Below are 15,687 nucleotides of genomic sequence, written 5' to 3'. Positions count from 1 at the left end.
CGGCACGGCCTGCCCCCGCGACGGCCCGGAAAATACCGTCCTGAGCATGACGAACGCAGTCGTCCTCGACGACGTACACAAGCGCTACCGGGACGTCACCGCCGTCGCGGGACTCTCCCTCACCGTCCCCGAAGGCCAGACCCTGGCCCTGCTGGGGGCCAACGGCGCCGGGAAGTCCACGGCCATCGGCATGCTCCTCGGCGTGGTCGGCCCGGACTCCGGGACCGCGCGGCTCTACGACCGCGACCCCCGGCAGGCCGTACGGGAAGGGAGGGTCGGGGCGATGCAGCAGGAGGGCGGCACGCCGCCGCGGGTCACCGTGAAGGAGCTGCTGACCTTCGTCCGGGCCTGCTATCCCGGCCCGATGCCGCTGGCCGAGGTCGCCGCCACCGCGCACATCACCGGCCTGGAACGGGCGCGCGTGGACCGCCTGTCCGGCGGCCAGCGCCAGCGGGTGCGGTTCGCGATGGCCCTGGCCGGCGACCCCGGCCTGCTGGTCCTGGACGAGCCCACCGCCGCGCTGGACGTACGGGCCCGCCGCGACTTCTGGGCCGCCATGCGCCGCCTCACCGACCGGGGCAGGACCATCGTCTTCGCCACCCACTACCTGGAGGAGGCCGACCGGTACGCCGACCGCATCGTGGTCATGGGCGACGGCCGGATCGTCGCCGAGGGCACCGGCGCGGAGATCAAGGAAGCGGCCGCGCTCGCCGCGGGAAGCCCGCTGGAGGACGCCTTCCTGGCGCTGACCTCGAAGGAGGACTGGGCATGATCGCCTACATCCGGCTGGAAGTGCGCAAGACGGCCCGCGACAGCGGCTACGTGGTGATGGGCCTGGCCGTCCCGGTGACCATGTATCTGCTCTTCTCCACTCTCGCCATCCCCGCCGAGGCCCGGCCGGAGGGCGCCCTCTGGTCGATGATCGGCATGGCCGCGTACGGCGCGCTGGGCGGCGTCTTCAGCAACGGCACCGGCACCGCCGAGGACAAGTCCCTGGGCTGGATGCGCCAGCTCCGCCTCACCCCGATCAGCCCGGCCCGGGTCATCGCCGGCAAGACGGCCACCTCCGCGATCATCGTGGTGCCCGCGATCGCGCTGGTGCTGGCCGCGGGCGCCTTCGTCAACCAGGTGCGCCTCGAACCCGTCCAGTGGATCACGGTGATCGCCCTGCTCTGGGCGGGCACGATCCCGTTCAGCCTGCTCGCCCTCGGCAACGGCTACCTGCTCTCCCCGCAGAACGCCGCCTCCGCCAACTTAGCCGGATATATCGGCTTATCGGTGGTGGGTGGGCTCTGGTTCCCGACCACCAACTTCCCCGGCTGGCTCGGCGCCGCCGCCTCCTGGAGCCCGGTCAACGGCTACGCCAACCTGTCGTGGAGCGTCGCCTTCGACCACTCCCCCGACCTGCGCTCGGCCCTCGTGCTCCTGGGCTGGTTCGCCGTCTTCGCCGGCTACGCCCGCTTCGGCTACCTGCGCAGCGGGCGCGTGGTGTGATGGAGCCCGTGCGCACCCCCGACAAGGCGGGCATCTACGTGTGGGTAGTGCTCACCGGGTTCCCCGCCGCCGAGACGGTGTCCGGCGGCAACCAGCCGGCCTGGCTGTCCTGGGCCGCGCTCGCCGCCGCCGCCGTCCTCTACCTCTGGGCGGTCAGGCTGGCCTTCGCCGACCGCGGCAGGGCCGTGCGGCTGGCCCTGCCCGCCCTGATCACGGTCGCCGTCGCGGGCGGCGTCGCCTTTCAGGGCGCCTGGTCGTTCGTGCTCACCATGGCGGCGATCGCCACCGGGACCGCCGTGCGCGGCGCCCTCGGCATGATCCTGCTGCTCGCCCTGGCCGCGGTCGGCGTGTTCACCCAGGCCGGCCTCGGCCCGCTGGCCATGATCTTCTCCGGGTGGGGGGTGTTCGTCGCCGGGCTCATCCCGTGGATCATCGTCCAGCTCTGGGACACCATCCACGAGCTCACCGAGACCCGCAGGGAACTCGCCCGGGTGGCCGTCTCCGAGGAGCGGCTGCGCTTCTCCCGCGACCTGCACGATCTGCTCGGCCACACCCTCTCCGTCATCGTCGTCAAGGCCGAGGCGGTGCGCCGCCTGATCCCCGGCGACGGGGAGACCGCCGCGCGGCAGGCGGCCGACATCGAGCAGATCGGCCGCCTGGCCCTGGCCGAGGTGCGCGCCGCCGTCACCGGATACCGCGGGCGCGGCCTGGAGGCGGAGCTCGCCGCCGCCCGCGACGTGCTCGCCGACGCGGGCATCGGCGTGCTCGTCCAGGCCCCGTCCGTACCGCTGCCGCCCGAGACCGACGCCCTGCTCGGCTGGGCCGTACGCGAAGGGGTGACGAACGTCGTACGCCACAGCGCCGCGCGCTCCTGCCGGATCACCCTGCGTCAGGCGGGAGAGCTGGAGCTGGAGATCGTCGACGACGGGAAGGGCGCGCGGGAACCCGTCGAGGGGAACGGCCTGGGCGGGCTGCGGGAACGCGTGGAGGCGGCCGGGGGGCGGCTGGCCGTGGCCGGGGAGGACGGGTTCCGGCTGCGCGTTACCGTACCGGCATGATCAGGGTGTTGCTGGCGGAGGACCAGACCATGATGCGCGGGGCGCTCGCGCTGCTGCTGGGCCTGGAGCCGGACATGGAGATCGTCGCCCAGGTGGGCCGGGGCGACCAGGTGGTGGCGGCCGCCCTGGAGGCCCGGCCGGACGTGTGCCTGCTGGACATCGAGATGCCCGGCCGCAGCGGCCTGGACGCCGCCGCCGACCTGCGCGAACGGATCCCCGGCTGCCGGGTGCTGATCGTCACCACGTTCGGCCGCCCCGGCTACCTGCGGCGCGCGATGGAGGCGGGCGCCTGGGGCTTCGTGGTCAAGGACGGCCCGGTGGAGGAACTGGCCGCCGCCGTCCGCCGGGTCCTGGCCGGGGAGCGCGTGATCGACCCGGCCCTGGCGGCGGCCGCGCTCGGCACCGGGCCGAGCCCGCTCACCGACCGGGAGCGGGACGTGCTCGCCGTCGCCGGGGACGGCGCCACGATCGCGGACATCGCCGCCCGGCTGCACCTGTCGGAGAGCACGGTGCGCAACTACCTGTCGGCCGCGATCGGCAAGACCGGCACCAGGAACCGGGTCGAGGCGGCCCGGCTGGCCCGCCACAACGGCTGGCTGTGACTAGACCCCCGCGTGCTCGGCGATCTCCTCGTACGTGATCTCCGCCAGGGCCCGCTGGCCGGCCGCGTTGGGGTGGAAGAAGTCCCAGCCGCTGACCTGGTCCAGGGAGAACGGGTAGCCGAAGACCTTGCCGCCGTCGTAGCGGCAGGCCGGGCCGTACTCGGCGCAGGCCTCCGCCAGCTGGGCGTTGTACGCGACGACCCGCGCCCGCACCCGGTCCCGCCGCTCCGCGTCCTTCTTCGCGGTGGACGCCGGTGCGGCCAGCAGCACCGGGCAGACCTTGCCCACCGACCAGAACGCCCGGGCCAGCACGTTGTCCCTGCCCACCCGCCACAGGTGCTTGAGGTCGGGGACGCTGGCCAGGAAGACCCGCGCCCCGGTCGGACGCAGCTTGCCGAGGGCCGCCGCGACGCGCTGGCGGTAGACCGCGACCGGCGTCATCGACTTCTCCGAACGCGCGCACACGTCGTTCGCGCCGATCAGTATGGTCACGTACGTGGCCTTCGCCGCCACCGCCCTGGCCGCCTGGCCGAGCAGGTCGGCGCTGGTCGAGCCCGACACGGCGAAGTTCAGGTTCCGTCCCTTGACGGCCTGGCCCGCCGCGAGCAGACGCAGATAGTGACTGTTGACGTCCGGATGGTCCCCCGCAGACCAGGAGCGCGAGGTGCAGGCCACGTACCAGCCGCACGCGTTGAAGCCGACGCTGATCGAGTCCCCGAGCGCCGCCAGCACCACCGGCTCGGACCTGGCCGCCGCGGCCGCCGGGGCCGTGGCGGGCCAGCACAGCGCGAGGGCGGCGAGCACGGGCGTGATCTTCCTGATCATGGGCACCTCCGGGAGCCCAAGCTAGAGATCACGCAGATGGTTGCTCTATCACCATCCGGGCAGGCGTCCCTTCCATGACCGAGTTCCTATCGGCGCTTGACACCGCGCACCCGCCTGAAGGCGACCCAATGTCGAACACGTTCAGTTTCTGCGTAGAGTGTGTGGAGTGAGTGTCGCTCTCGGACTAAAACGTCCCCTGGTGGTTCGCACGGTTCCGGTCAGCGACCCCGGTGACCTGATCGCGCGCCTCCCCGGCGTCGCGCCCCACGCCTGGGTCAGGCACGGCGACGGCCTCGTCGGCTGGGGGGAGGCCGCGAGTGTGCGCGTCCCCGCCGGCCTCTCCGGCCCCGCCCGGTTCGCCTGGGCCCGCGCCTGGCTCGCCTCGATCTTCCGTACGGCCGAGATCGACGACCCGGTCGGCCTGCCCGGCTCGGGACCGGTCGCCTTCGGCTCGTTCACCTTCGACCCCGCCTCCGCCGCCGGGTCCACCCTCGTCGTGCCCAGGACCGTACTGGCCCGCCGGGACGGCCGGTCCTGGCTGACCACGATCGGCGAGGACGCGCTGGACCTGATGACCCCCGTCCGCACGCCGGGCCGGATCCGCTACAGCGACGGCGCGCTCACCGCGATGGAGTGGGAGCACGCGGTGGCCACCGCGGTCAAGGAGATCGGCGGCGGGCGCCTGGACAAGGTCGTGCTGGCCCGCGACCTGATCGCCACCGCCGACCGCGGGATCGACCCGCGCGCCCTGCTGGCCCGGCTCGCCCGCCGCTACCCGGAGTGCTACACCTTCTCCGTCGGCGGCCTGGTCGGCGCCACGCCGGAACTGCTGGTCCGGCACACCGGCCGGGCGATCGAGTCGCTCGTGCTGGCCGGGACCGCGCCCACCGGCTCCGACCCCGGCGACCTGTTCGGCTCGGAGAAGAACCAGTACGAGCACGTCTGCGCCGTCGCCTCCGTCCGGGACGCCCTGGACCCGCTCTGCGCCACCCTGGACGTGCCGGACCGGCCCGAACTGCTGGTCCTGCCGAACGTACAGCATCTGGCCACCCGGGTCACCGGGCGGCTGTCCGACGGCGCGTCCGTGCTCGACGTGGTGGCCGCCCTGCACCCGACCGCCGCCGTCGGCGGCACCCCGACGGCGACCGCGCTGGAGGTCATCCGCGAACTGGAGGACATGGACCGCGGCGGTTACGCCGGCCCGGTCGGCTGGATCGACGCGCGCGGCGACGGCGAGTGGGGCATCGCCCTGCGCTGCGCCGCCGTCGAGGGCGACCGGGCCCGCCTCTTCGCCGGCTGCGGCATCATGGGCGAATCGGACCCCGTCCAGGAGTTAGCCGAAGCCCAGGCCAAGTTCCGCGTCATGCGGTACGCGCTGGAGGGCTGACCGGTCAGCCCGCCGGCACGTGCAGCCCGTCGCCGGGCACCGCGCGCGCCCGGCCCGCGGTGGCGGTGGCCAGCCAGTCCGTGAATCCGGGCAGGCCGCTCTCGGCGACCGCCACCTCGAAGGCGACCCGGCTGCCGTAGGCGACGCCGCGCGGCGGATGGCCGGCCGCCCGCAGGTCGTTCTCCAGGCGCCCGGCGTCCGCGTGGCCGACGGTGACCGTGACCAGCCGCGCCGGGACCATGGTGATCGGCGACGCCCGGTCCAGGGTCTCCCCCACCGCGCCGCCGTACGCGCGGACCAGGCCGCCCGCGCCGAGCAGCACGCCCCCGAAGTAGCGGGTGACGACCGCGACCACGTCGGCGTACCCGCGGCGGATCAGCACGTCCAGCATCGGCGTGCCCGCGGTGCCGCCGGGCTCCCCGTCGTCGTCGGCCCTGCGGACGCGGGTGCCGATCACGTACGCGGTGCAGTTGTGCGAGGCGTCGCCGCGCCGCCGCGCCGCGATGAACGCGCGGGCCTCCTCCTCGGAGCCGGCCGGGCCGAGCGCGCACAGGAAGCGCGACCGCCGCACCTCGGTCTCGTGCTCGACGACCTCGGCGACGGTGGTGTACGGCATACGCCCAGCGTACCGAGCTTTACAAAGTATGTCCTATATTCGTTTGCCGGTATATTCCTATCGAGGTATATTCGAGGTGTGCTGTTCGACGTGCTCGCCGAGCCGACCCGGCGGCGCATCCTGGATCTGCTCCTGGAGCGCCCGCACCCGGTCGGCGAACTGACCGCCCGCCTGGGCCTCACCCAGCCGGGCACCTCCAAGCACCTGCGCGTACTGCGCGAGGCCGGTCTCGTCCAGGTCCGCATCGACGCCCAGCGCCGCTGGTACGAGCTGTGCCCCGCGCCACTGGCCGAGATCGACACGTGGCTCACGCCGTACCGGCGGCTGTGGGCCGGCAGCCTCGACCGCCTGGAAGCCCACCTGGACACGATGGAGGACGATCGATGAACGAGACCCTGCGGACCGTGGACGGCAGGACCGTGCTGCGGATGGAGAGGAGACTCGCCCACCCGGTCGAGAAGGTCTGGCGCGCGATCACCGAGCCCGGCCACCTCGGCGCGTGGTACCCGTTCCCGGTCGCGGAGATGGACCTGCGCACCGGCGGCACGATCATCTTCGACGACGGCGCCGGCACCGTGCTGAAGGCCGTCATCACCGAACTGGACCCGCCGCGCGTCTTCGCCTTCAGCGAGCACGCCCCCAGCTCGATGCCGCGCGAGCGCGAGGACCTGGCCCGCTTCGAGCTCCGCCCCGACCCCGCCGGCGGCTGCCTGCTGATCTTCACCCACACCTTCGACGACCGGTACGCGGCGGCCAGCTACGCCTCCGGCTGGCAGACCTGCCTGGTCGCCCTGGAGTCCCTGCTGGACGGCAGGCCCTTCACCCCGCCCGAGGGCAACTTCCCCGAACTCCACGAGGAGTACGTCATCCGCTTCCACCTCGACGAGGGCGTCCGCGTGCCGGCGGGCGTACGGTTCGAACGCCAGCTCACCAAGCCCATCCCGCAGGCGCGGGCCGCGCTGGAGGCGGCCGGCTGGCCGCCCGCCGAGTGGGACCTGTCGGACGGGACCGGCCACGGCGCGCGCCTGGTCGTCACCGCGCCCGACTCCGGCGACCCGGAGGCCGCCCTGGCCGAGTGGCGCCGCCGGATCAGCGACTTCGCCCGCGACCTCGGCGCCTCCTGACACCACACCCCATGTTTGTCAGGACATTCTGACCTCCGCTAACCTCGGAGAGTGACCTCGACCCGGCTGGAATTCGACCTGGACCGGTCGAGCCCCGTCCCCCTCTACTTCCAGGTGGCCGAGCAGATCTCGGAGGCGATCAGGACCGGCGAGCTGACCCCCGGCTCCCGCCTCGACAATGAGATCCTGCTGGCCGACCGGCTCGGGCTGTCCCGGCCCACGATCCGGCAGGCCATCCAGTACCTGGTGGACAAAGGGCTGCTCGTGCGCAAGCGCGGGGTCGGCACCCAGGTCGTGCACGGCCAGGTCAAACGCTCGGTCGAGCTCACCAGCCTCTACGACGACCTGCGCAGGGCCGGCCAGGACCCGGCCACCCGGGTGCTGTCCATCGGCGCCCTCCCGGCCGACGAGACCGTCGCCCAGACGCTCTCGGTCCCGATCGGCGCCGAGGTCGTGCATGTGGAGCGGCTGCGCTTCGCCTCAGGCGAGCCGCTCGCGCTGCTGCGCAACTGGCTGCCGCCGGGACTGGCGCCGCTGACCGCCGACGCCCTGACCGAGCGCGGCCTCTACGAGCTGCTGCGCGGCGCGGGCGTGCGCATGCGGGTGGCCAACCAGCGCATCGGCGCCCGCGCGGCCTCCCCGTCCGAGGCCCGCCTGCTCGGCGAACGCCGCGGCGCGCCGCTGCTCACCATGGTCAGGACCACGTACGACGACCAGGGCCGCGCGGTCGAGCACGGCTCGCACTCCTACCGCGCCTCGCACTACTCCCTCGAGGTCACGCTGATCGAGCGCTGACCGCGTCGGCGGTGACATCCCCGGCCGCCCTGGCCGCGACCCGCCTGCGCAGCCACAGCGTGGAGGTGATCCCGAACAGCGCGGCCACCACAAGACCCACCCACGAGAAGCCCTTCAGCCACTGCTCGGCGACCACGCCCAGGTAGTACACGGCCGCCGTGGTGCCGCCCGCCCAGGCGATCCCGCCCAGCACGTTCGCCACCAGGAACTGCCAGTACGGCATGCGCAGCGCCCCCGCCAGCGGCCCCGCCAGGATGCGCAGCAGCGCCACGAACCGGCCGAAGAAGACCGCCCACATCCCGTGCCGCTGGAACATCGACTCCGCCTTGGCGATGTGCTCGGGCCCGAAGTGCTTGGGGAAGCGGCGGCCCAGCCGGTCGAACAGCGGTTTGCCGCCCTTCTTGCCGATCAGGTAACCGATCGAGTCGCCCACAATGGCGCCGGTGCTGGCGCAGACCCCCACGGTCACCGGGTCCACGACACCCTTGGCGGCGAGCAGCGCCGAGCTGACCAGCACGATCTCCCCGGGCAGGGGAATGCCGAGGCTCTCCAGCCCGATCACCGCGCCGACCAGCGCGTAGACCCAGATGGCCGGAATCGTCTGCAACCATTCCTCGACGTGCATGCTCACCCCTGTCGTCCCGGACAGCTCATTCTTCCCTGACCGGAAGGCTGCTCCGACCACGGAGCCTCTCAGGCGCGCCTTGCGGCGGACCTGCGGACGGCCGTCAGTAGCCCAGGGTGGCCAGCCCGTCCATGGCGGCCTGGCGCAGCTCGCCGCGGACCGTCACCGAGGCGGCCCGGTCGGTCCGCACCTCCACGATCCGCAGCCCGTCGCCCTTGATCGCCCGCGACAGCTCGTCCGGCTCCTCCACCCGCGTGTACGGCGTGCCCGTCGCCGCCGCCAGATACCCCAGATCGACCCCGTGCGGCGTGCCGAAGACCCGCTCGAAGGGCGCGCCGAGGCCCGCCTGCGGCAGCATCGAGAAGATCCCGCCGCCGTCGTTGTTGGCCACCACCAGGCACAGGTCCGGCCGGGGCTCGCGCGGGCCGAGGATCAGCCCGTTCTGGTCGTGCAGGAACGTGAGGTCGCCGACCAGCGCGTAGGAGGGCCCGTTGTGGGCGAGCGCGGCCCCGATCGCCGCCGACACCACGCCGTCGATGCCGGACGCGCCCCGGCAGGCCATCAGCCGCAGCCCGCGCCGGGGGCGCATCACCCAGTCCAGGTCGCGGATGGGCAGCGAGGAGCCGCAGAACAGCTGGGCGCCGTTGGGCAGCAGCGAGCCGAGGTCCCTGGCCGTCCTGGGCTCGCTCAGCCCGCCCGAGTCCAGCACCTGGTCCACCGCGTCGCGGGCGGTGAGGTCGGCGTGCCGCCAGGAGTTCAGCCAGTCGTCGTCACCGGCCGTGACCGGGATCTCCACCGCCTGCGCCACCTGGGTGGCCGACCGGGTCGGATCGGGCCACCTGGTCAGGTCCTGGGCGACGACGATGTGCTCGGGGGCGCGCTTCAGCCACGACAGCAGCGGCCGGGACAGGCCGGGCCGCCCCAGCGTGACCACCACGTCGGGCACGTGCGCCTCGGCGAACGCCTGGTTGCCGAGCAGGAGGTGGTAGGTGGAGACGGCGTGGTCGCCGTACCGGCCGTTGCCGCTGGGCTCGGACAGGACCGGCCAGCCGGCCATGCCCGCCGCGGCCACGTAGCGCCGCACGTTGGCCGCGCCGTCGCCGACCACGAGCACGCCGCGCCGGGTCGGGGAGATGTGCAGGGCCGCCGACGGCGGCGCCACCCTGGACCTGATCCAGGGGCCGCCGGCGTCGCCCTCCAGCGACTCGCACCAGGTGGTGTCGCCGTCGGGGACGAGCGGCTCGCGGAAGGCCACGTTGAGGTGGACCGGACCGGGGTCCATCGGCCCGGCCGCCCGCTGGTAGGCGCGGCAGGCCAGCGACCGCCAGTACGCGACCTGTCCCGGACGCTCCTCCGCCACCCCCACCTCGGCGAACCAGCGGACCGAGGAGCCGTAGAGCTTCACCTGGTCGATGGTCTGGTTGGCGCCCGTGCCGCGCAGCTCGGGCGGCCGGTCGGCGGTGAGCACCAGCAGCGGCACCCCCGACTCGTGCGCCTCGATCACGGCCGGGAAGAAGTTGGCGGCCGCCGTGCCGGAGGTGCAGATCAGCACGACCGGCTTCTCGGCGCGCTTGGCCAGCCCGAGAGCGAGGAACGCGGCGGACCGCTCGTCGATGCGCACGTGCAACCGCAGCCGCGACTCCGCGTGCGCGGCCAGGGCCAGCGGGGCTGAGCGGGAGCCGGGCGCGAGCACGACCTCGGTGAGCCCGCACCGGACCAGCTCGTCCACGAGCACCGTCGCCAGCGCGGTGGCCGGATTCACGACAGGCCCGCCGTGCGGGAGGTACGGCCGATGTCACCCTTCAGCGCGCGAGCCATGCGGCCGCCTCCTCCATCCGTCGAACCCACTGCGGCGACTCGATCTCGAAGCGCGCCAGCGCGGCTTCGTCCACCTCCGGGCGCCGTACGGCGATCTCCCCGGCCACCGGGACGAGCGAGTCCACGACGACGTCCCCGGTCAGGAGGGACATGGTCCCGAGGCCGCAAGCGTACGGCAATTCGGGCAATGCGGCGGCCAGGGCGAGCCCGGCGGCGAGTCCCACGGAGGTCTCCACGGCGCTGGACACCACGGCGGGCAGGCCGCAGGCCTCGACCACGCGCAGGGCCTGCCGTACCCCGCCCAGGGGCTGGACCTTGACCACGGCGATGTCGGCGGCCTCGGCGGCGCGCACCCGGAGCGGGTCCTCGGCCCTGCGGATGGACTCGTCGGCGGCGATGGGCACGTCCACCCTGCGCCTGACCTCGGCCAGTTCGTCCAGGGTTGCGCAGGGCTGCTCGGCGTACTCCAGGGTGAAGCGGTCGAGCTCCTTGAGCCGCCGGACGGCCTCGGCGGCGTCCCAGGCGCCGTTGGCGTCCACCCTGATCCTGCCGCCGGGGCCGAGCGCGTCCCGGACGGCCTCCACCCGGGCCAGGTCCTCGGCGAAGTCCTGGCCGCGCTCGGCGACCTTGATCTTGGCGGTCCCGCAGCCCGACGCCTTGGCCAGCTCGTGGGCGCGCCGCGCGGGCACGGCCGGGATGGTGGCGTTGACGGGGATCGACGCGCGCACCGGGTCCGGCCAGCCGTCGTACGCGGCCTCGCGGGCGCAGGCGAGCCAGCGGGCGCACTCGGCGGGGCCGTACTCCGGGAAGGGGGAGAACTCCCCCCAGCCGGCCGGGCCGCGCAGCAGCACCCCCTGCCGGTCCGTCTGGCCGCGGAACCGCAGGCTCATGGGAATGCCGAAGACCCGCGTCATCGTCGCGCTCTCCTCCACAGGGCTGGTGCCGATCAGGGGACCAAGCCTCGCACCACCCGTCGGCGGCCTCCCAGCCGCCGCGCCGCAACCGCACGTCCGCGGCCCGCCGGACTAATCTTGCGGATGTGCCAGAACGCGCGCTCCATGCCCTGCTGCTCCCGCCCGGCCCGGAACTCCTGGAATCGGTGCGGAACGCCGTTTTCGGCGGCGGCCCGGCCGTGCTGCCCCTCTCCCCCGGCCTCCCGGCGGCGGCCCTGAACGCGACGCTGGACGCGCTGCGCCCCACCCACGTGGTCACCCCGGACGGCGTGGAGCCGGTCGCGGGCGGCGCGCCGGTCCGGGACGAGGTGGCCGTGGTCATCGCCACCTCCGGGTCCACCGGGACGCCGAAGGGCGTGGAGCTGACGGCGGAGGCCCTGGTCGCGTCGGCGACGGCCTCGCTCAAGAGGATCGGGGCCGGGGCCGGGGAACGCTGGCTGTGCTGCCTGCCGACCTCCCACATCTCGGGGCTTCAGGTGCTGGTCAGGGCCATGCTCAGCGAGACCGAGCCGGTCGTGCGGGAACGATTCTCCGTGCGCGCGGTGACCGGGGCCGTGGCCGAGCACGTGTCCCTGGTGCCGACGCAGCTGCGCCGCCTGGTGGACGCGGGCGCCGACCTGTCCGGGTTCCGCACGATCCTGCTGGGCGGCGCCGCCGCTCCCCCGGACCTGCTGGCCGCCCACCCGGGGATCGTCACCACCTACGGCATGAGCGAGACCAGCGGCGGCTGTGTGTACGACGGCACGCCCCTGGACGACGTGGACCTCCAGATCGGCGCGGACGGCCGGATCATGATCGGCGGTCCCGTGCTGTTCGCCGGCTACCGGTTCGGGGAGCCGTTCGGCGGCGGGCGTTTCGTCACCTCCGACCTCGGTACCTGGGACGGGGAGCGGCTGACCGTGCTCGGCCGGGCCGACGACGTGATCAACACGGGCGGGCAGAAGGTGGTCGCCGGGGCGGTCGCGGCCGTGCTCGCCGGGCATCCCGGCGTGGACGAGGTGGCCGTGCTGGGCCGTCCCGACCCGGAGTGGGGCGAGATCGTGGTCGCCGTCATCGCCGGTCCCGCCGGGCTCGACGAACTGCGCGCCTACGCCAAGGAGCGCCTGCCCGCCTACGCCGCGCCGCGTGCGGTCATGCGCGTTCGTTCCCTCCCGCTGCTCGCGAGCGGTAAACCCGATATGGTCGCCTTGCGGAACCAAATATGACCTGCGCTCGTCATATGTGACGTAAGCCTGCCACCGGGAGGACGTACCGATGCTGTTCCCCACCCCCAGGATGCTGATCTCCGCCGGAGTCGTCGGCGTGATCCTCGTGGGCGGGGTCGCCGTCGCGCAGACCGCGGCGGGCGGGCGGTTGCAGGAGCCGCTCCAGCTGAAGGAGGTCACCCGGGCCACTCCCGCGCCCGTGGAGACGAGCGAGGAGCCCGAGCCTTACGTGGTCTCCACCCATCTTCCCGGGAACCCCGCGGAGATCACCGAGTACTGGACCAAGGAACGGCTGGAGGACGCTCAGCCGATGCCGATTCCGGAAGTGTCCATCAGCATCAAGCCGAACTGAACCGCTGAACTGAACCACTGGGCGGGCCGACCGCCGCCCCCTTCTGGTGTTCCTGGGAACAAATCACGCCTTTTCGCGTTATTGCTACTGGCACGCCGGAGCGACGAGCCACCGCCGCCGACTCCCTGACCGGGCCGGAAACAACCCATCCAGAACCACTTTATGCATGAAGTCAAGGAGGAGGTGTCCGCATGCCCCGAACCGCCGTGGCGAGCTCGCGTGCGCGCGAGAAGACCCCCACGACGCTCGACCAGCTTCTGGAGCGAGGTCGCGCGCAGGGTCACCTTTCCCTGTCCGAGCTGCGCAAGGCCTTCGCCCAGGCGGGGGTGAGCCCCGCCGAGGGCCGCGCCCTGCTGCGGGAGCTGACCGAGGCCGGCGTGAGCCTGGCCGACACTCCCAAGGCCACTCCCAAGGCCAGGAGCACCACGGCTGCCAAGACGAGCAAGACCACCGAGACCACCGAGACTTCCGCCGTGCCCGAGACGCAGGAGGCCCCCGAGGCGGTCGCCGACGAGGAGTTCGACGCCGAGGAGGCCGAGGCGGAGGCCCAGTCGATCGACATCGACGACAACACCTCCGTGATGGGCGACTCCGTCCACACGTACCTGAAGTCCATCGGCCGCAGGACCCTGCTCACCGCCGCCCAGGAGGTCGAGCTGGCCCGCAGGATCGAGGCCGGCCTGTACGCCGAGTACAAGCTGGAGGAGGCCGAGGAGTCCGGCAAGCGGCTCCCGCCGGGCTTCCGCGAGGACCTGGAGTGGGTGATCGAGGACGGCCGCCGCGCCAAGGACCACATGCTGGAGGCCAATCTCCGCCTGGTCGTCTCGGTCGCGAAGAAGTACACCGACCGCGGCATGGCCCTGCTGGACGTCGTCCAGGAGGGCAACCTGGGCCTCATAAGGGCCGTCGAGAAGTTCGACTACACCAAGGGCTTCAAGTTCTCCACGTACGCGATGTGGTGGATCCGCCAGGCCATCCAGCGCGGCTTCGCCGACTCCGCCAGGACGATCCGGCTGCCCGTGCACGTGCTGGAGATGCTGTCCAAGCTGTCGCGGGTGGAGCGGGACATGCACCAGCGCCTCGGCCGCGAGCCCACGCCGGAGGAGCTGGCCGTGGAGCTGGACAAGACCCCCGACCAGATCGAGGAGCTGCTGCGCACCAGCCGCCAGCCGATCAGCCTGGACTCCACCATCGGCGAGGACGGCGAGACCCGGATCGGCGACCTGATCGAGGACGTGGACTCGCTGGAGGCCTCCGAGGTGGTGGACCGGCAGCTGCTGGCCGAGCAGCTGCGCGGCGTGCTGTCCAACCTGTCCCCGCGTGAGGCGCGCATCATGGCACTGCGGTTCGGCCTGGCCGACGGCAAGCCGCACACCCTGGACGAGATCGGCAAGCACCTGGGCCTGACCCGGGAGCGCATCCGGCAGCTGGAGAAGGAGTCGCTGTCCAAGCTGCGCCACCCCAGCAACACCATCCCGCTGCTGGACTGGGCCAGCTAGCCGGCCAGCTCGATCAGCGAGAACACCGCGCCCTGCGGGTCGGCGGCCACCGTCACCCGCCCGGAGGGCAGCGCGAACGGCGGGATCTCCACGACCCCGCCGAGCTCCTCCACCCGGTCGGCCGCGGCCAGGCAGTCGGCCACCGCGAAGTACACCATCCAGTGCGGCGGGATCTCGTCCGGCCAGGCGTCGGTCATCTCCACCATGCCGGTCACGGTCTCCCGCGGCCGGCGCAGGTCGAACTCGGTGTAGCTGCCGGACACCCGGCCCTGCCAGCCGAACACCCGCCCGTAGAAGCCCGCCGCCGCCTCGGTGTCGCGCACGGCCAGCTCGTGCCAGCAGAACGTGCCGGGCACGTGGTGCATGGCCGCGCCGGGGAGGTCGCGCTCCTCCCACACGCCGAACACCGCCCCGGCGGGGTCGGCCAGCAGCGCCCCCCAGCCCTGCTCCCGGCCCTCGTCGAAGACCTGCTCAGGCCCGTGCAGCAGCCGGCCCCCGGCCCGTACGGCCGCCTCGACGGTGTCGTTCAGGTCGTCCACCGCCATGTGCGTGACCCACCCGGCCTCCCGGGCGGGCCCCAGCCCGGCCACCGGCTGCGCCCGCAGCAGCGCGGTCGAGTGGGTCCGGCCGCGCGGCTCGAAATCCCACCCGAACAGCCCGTGATAGAACTCCTCAGCCCCGGCCAGGTCCCCCGTGCCGAGATCGACCCAGCACGGCTTGCCCGCCGCGTATCGCGCCCGTCCGGCCATCCGCCCTCCCGTACCTCACGGTAAGCTCCGGCGGCGGCACGTGCCGGGCGGATACGCGATCCGTGATCGGATCGGGCCGCGACCCCTGGTTAGGGCACCCGCACGATGCCCCTGAGGCGGTGCTCCTCGCGCAGGGTGCGCAGGCGGTCCACCTCGGCGGTCCACTTGGCGCCGTCCGGCGTGGCCCGGCCCTTCCTGCGGCGGATGCGGTCGTCGTAGGCCTTGACGCCGAAGGTGGCCCGCTGGGCCGACTCGGCCGAGCGCAGCGCCGCCGAGATCGCCTTGTCCAGCTCTACCCCGGCCTCCCGCAGCTCCTCGCCCCGCGCGCCCGCGGCCTGCTTGGCGCGCAGCTCCCGCTCCGCCGTCCTGGCCCGCTCCAGCGTCGCCGGATAGCCCTTCGCCGCCTCCTGGTCGGCGTGGTAACGGACCTCCGCCTCCCGGCTCACCCGCGGACGGAAAAACGCCATCGTCAGCCCCTTGAAATCAGCTCAGTGCCTTCAGCTCAATGCCTACTGCCCGTAGCGTACGCGGTCCCGGCCGCGACCCCGTCACCGAGGGCGGCCCGCGCGGCGGCCTGTACGAAGT

18 protein-coding genes are annotated in these 15,687 nt (G+C 73.1%); 11 read left to right on the top strand and 7 right to left on the bottom strand.

Going from position 1 to position 15,687, the window contains the following annotated elements; all coding sequences use genetic code 11:
* The first annotated feature begins 46 nt into the window (after positions 1–46).
* The 4 genes from Aph01nite_RS12315 to Aph01nite_RS12300 are packed head-to-tail and all read left to right on the top strand — an operon-like array spanning position 47 to position 3,154.
* Entirely contained in the window at positions 47–772 is a 726-nt protein-coding gene (locus tag Aph01nite_RS12315; RefSeq protein WP_204040963.1) for an ABC transporter ATP-binding protein, read from the top strand.
* Positions 769–1,494 (top strand): ABC transporter permease, encoded by a 726-nt coding sequence (locus Aph01nite_RS12310; protein WP_204040962.1) that lies wholly within the window; start codon positions 769–771, stop codon positions 1,492–1,494. Before Aph01nite_RS12315 ends, Aph01nite_RS12310 begins: the two co-directional genes overlap by 4 nt.
* 8 nt (positions 1,495–1,502) lie before the next feature.
* A complete protein-coding gene (locus Aph01nite_RS12305) occupies positions 1,503–2,552 on the top strand; it encodes a sensor histidine kinase (RefSeq protein ID WP_204040961.1) in 1,050 nt (349 codons plus the stop codon).
* Positions 2,549–3,154, top strand: coding sequence for a response regulator transcription factor (locus Aph01nite_RS12300; protein ID WP_204040960.1), 606 nt, complete (start codon positions 2,549–2,551; stop codon positions 3,152–3,154). Before Aph01nite_RS12305 ends, Aph01nite_RS12300 begins: the two co-directional genes overlap by 4 nt.
* Here the strand turns inward: Aph01nite_RS12300 and Aph01nite_RS12295 are convergent, their stop codons facing one another.
* Entirely contained in the window at positions 3,155–3,979 is an 825-nt protein-coding gene (locus Aph01nite_RS12295; RefSeq protein WP_204040959.1) for a GDSL-type esterase/lipase family protein, read from the bottom strand.
* A gap of 166 nt (positions 3,980–4,145) precedes the next feature.
* On the opposite strand from Aph01nite_RS12295, the gene Aph01nite_RS12290 reads away from it, so the two are divergent.
* Entirely contained in the window at positions 4,146–5,366 is a 1,221-nt protein-coding gene (locus Aph01nite_RS12290; protein WP_373872289.1) for an isochorismate synthase, read from the top strand.
* A 4-nt stretch (positions 5,367–5,370) separates the two neighbouring features.
* Here Aph01nite_RS12290 and Aph01nite_RS12285 read toward each other — a convergent pair whose 3' ends face one another.
* On the bottom strand, positions 5,371–5,982 hold the full coding sequence (locus Aph01nite_RS12285) for an IMPACT family protein (protein WP_204040957.1): 612 nt from the start codon (positions 5,980–5,982) through the stop codon (positions 5,371–5,373).
* Between the two features lie 78 nt (positions 5,983–6,060).
* On the opposite strand from Aph01nite_RS12285, the gene Aph01nite_RS12280 reads away from it, so the two are divergent.
* Genes Aph01nite_RS12280 through Aph01nite_RS12270 form a run of 3 tightly spaced genes read left to right on the top strand, consistent with a single transcriptional unit; the run spans position 6,061 to position 7,901 of the window.
* The gene (locus Aph01nite_RS12280; protein WP_204040956.1) at positions 6,061–6,369 is read left to right on the top strand and encodes an ArsR/SmtB family transcription factor; all 309 of its coding nucleotides are present in this window, start codon (positions 6,061–6,063) and stop codon (positions 6,367–6,369) included.
* Positions 6,366–7,106, top strand: a complete 741-nt coding sequence (locus Aph01nite_RS12275; protein WP_204040955.1) for an SRPBCC family protein — start codon at positions 6,366–6,368, stop codon at positions 7,104–7,106. The genes Aph01nite_RS12280 and Aph01nite_RS12275 overlap by 4 nt, the downstream gene beginning before the upstream one ends.
* 51 nt (positions 7,107–7,157) lie before the next feature.
* Positions 7,158–7,901, top strand: a complete 744-nt coding sequence (locus Aph01nite_RS12270) for a GntR family transcriptional regulator (RefSeq protein ID WP_204040954.1) — start codon at positions 7,158–7,160, stop codon at positions 7,899–7,901.
* Here Aph01nite_RS12270 and Aph01nite_RS12265 read toward each other — a convergent pair.
* From Aph01nite_RS12265 to Aph01nite_RS12255, 3 genes are all read right to left on the bottom strand, one after another.
* Entirely contained in the window at positions 7,882–8,526 is a 645-nt protein-coding gene (locus Aph01nite_RS12265; protein WP_204040953.1) for a DedA family protein, read from the bottom strand. The genes Aph01nite_RS12270 and Aph01nite_RS12265 overlap by 20 nt on opposite strands.
* Positions 8,527–8,629: 103 nt before the next feature.
* On the bottom strand, positions 8,630–10,288 hold the full coding sequence (menD, locus tag Aph01nite_RS12260) for a 2-succinyl-5-enolpyruvyl-6-hydroxy-3-cyclohexene-1-carboxylic-acid synthase (RefSeq protein WP_204040952.1): 1,659 nt from the start codon (positions 10,286–10,288) through the stop codon (positions 8,630–8,632).
* Positions 10,289–10,328: 40 nt separating this feature from the next.
* Complete coding sequence (locus Aph01nite_RS12255) at positions 10,329–11,276, bottom strand: o-succinylbenzoate synthase (RefSeq protein WP_275419186.1); 948 nt, start codon at positions 11,274–11,276, stop codon at positions 10,329–10,331.
* Positions 11,277–11,383: 107 nt separating this feature from the next.
* Between Aph01nite_RS12255 and Aph01nite_RS12250 the strand changes: the two genes are divergently transcribed.
* From Aph01nite_RS12250 to Aph01nite_RS12240, 3 genes are all read left to right on the top strand, one after another.
* A complete protein-coding gene (locus Aph01nite_RS12250) occupies positions 11,384–12,502 on the top strand; it encodes an AMP-binding protein (RefSeq protein ID WP_204040950.1) in 1,119 nt (372 codons plus the stop codon).
* A 49-nt stretch (positions 12,503–12,551) separates the two neighbouring features.
* Positions 12,552–12,854 (top strand): hypothetical protein, encoded by a 303-nt coding sequence (locus Aph01nite_RS12245; RefSeq protein ID WP_204040949.1) that lies wholly within the window; start codon positions 12,552–12,554, stop codon positions 12,852–12,854.
* A gap of 191 nt (positions 12,855–13,045) precedes the next feature.
* Positions 13,046–14,353 (top strand): RNA polymerase sigma factor, encoded by a 1,308-nt coding sequence (locus tag Aph01nite_RS12240; RefSeq protein ID WP_239161614.1) that lies wholly within the window; start codon positions 13,046–13,048, stop codon positions 14,351–14,353.
* On the opposite strand, the gene Aph01nite_RS12235 is transcribed toward Aph01nite_RS12240, so the two are convergent.
* Together Aph01nite_RS12235 and Aph01nite_RS12230 are read right to left on the bottom strand one after the other, a co-directional pair.
* Positions 14,350–15,102, bottom strand: coding sequence for a VOC family protein (locus Aph01nite_RS12235; protein WP_204040948.1), 753 nt, complete (start codon positions 15,100–15,102; stop codon positions 14,350–14,352). The two genes, Aph01nite_RS12240 and Aph01nite_RS12235, sit on opposite strands and share 4 nt — an antisense overlap.
* An 89-nt stretch (positions 15,103–15,191) precedes the next feature.
* On the bottom strand, positions 15,192–15,569 hold the full coding sequence (locus Aph01nite_RS12230; protein WP_204040947.1) for a hypothetical protein: 378 nt from the start codon (positions 15,567–15,569) through the stop codon (positions 15,192–15,194).
* Between the last annotated feature and the right edge of the window lie 118 nt (positions 15,570–15,687).

It is taken from the genome of Acrocarpospora phusangensis, from assembly GCF_016862995.1.
In the GTDB taxonomy this organism is placed as follows: domain Bacteria; phylum Actinomycetota; class Actinomycetes; order Streptosporangiales; family Streptosporangiaceae; genus Acrocarpospora; species Acrocarpospora phusangensis.
This window is presented reverse-complemented; position numbering and strand designations above follow the sequence as displayed.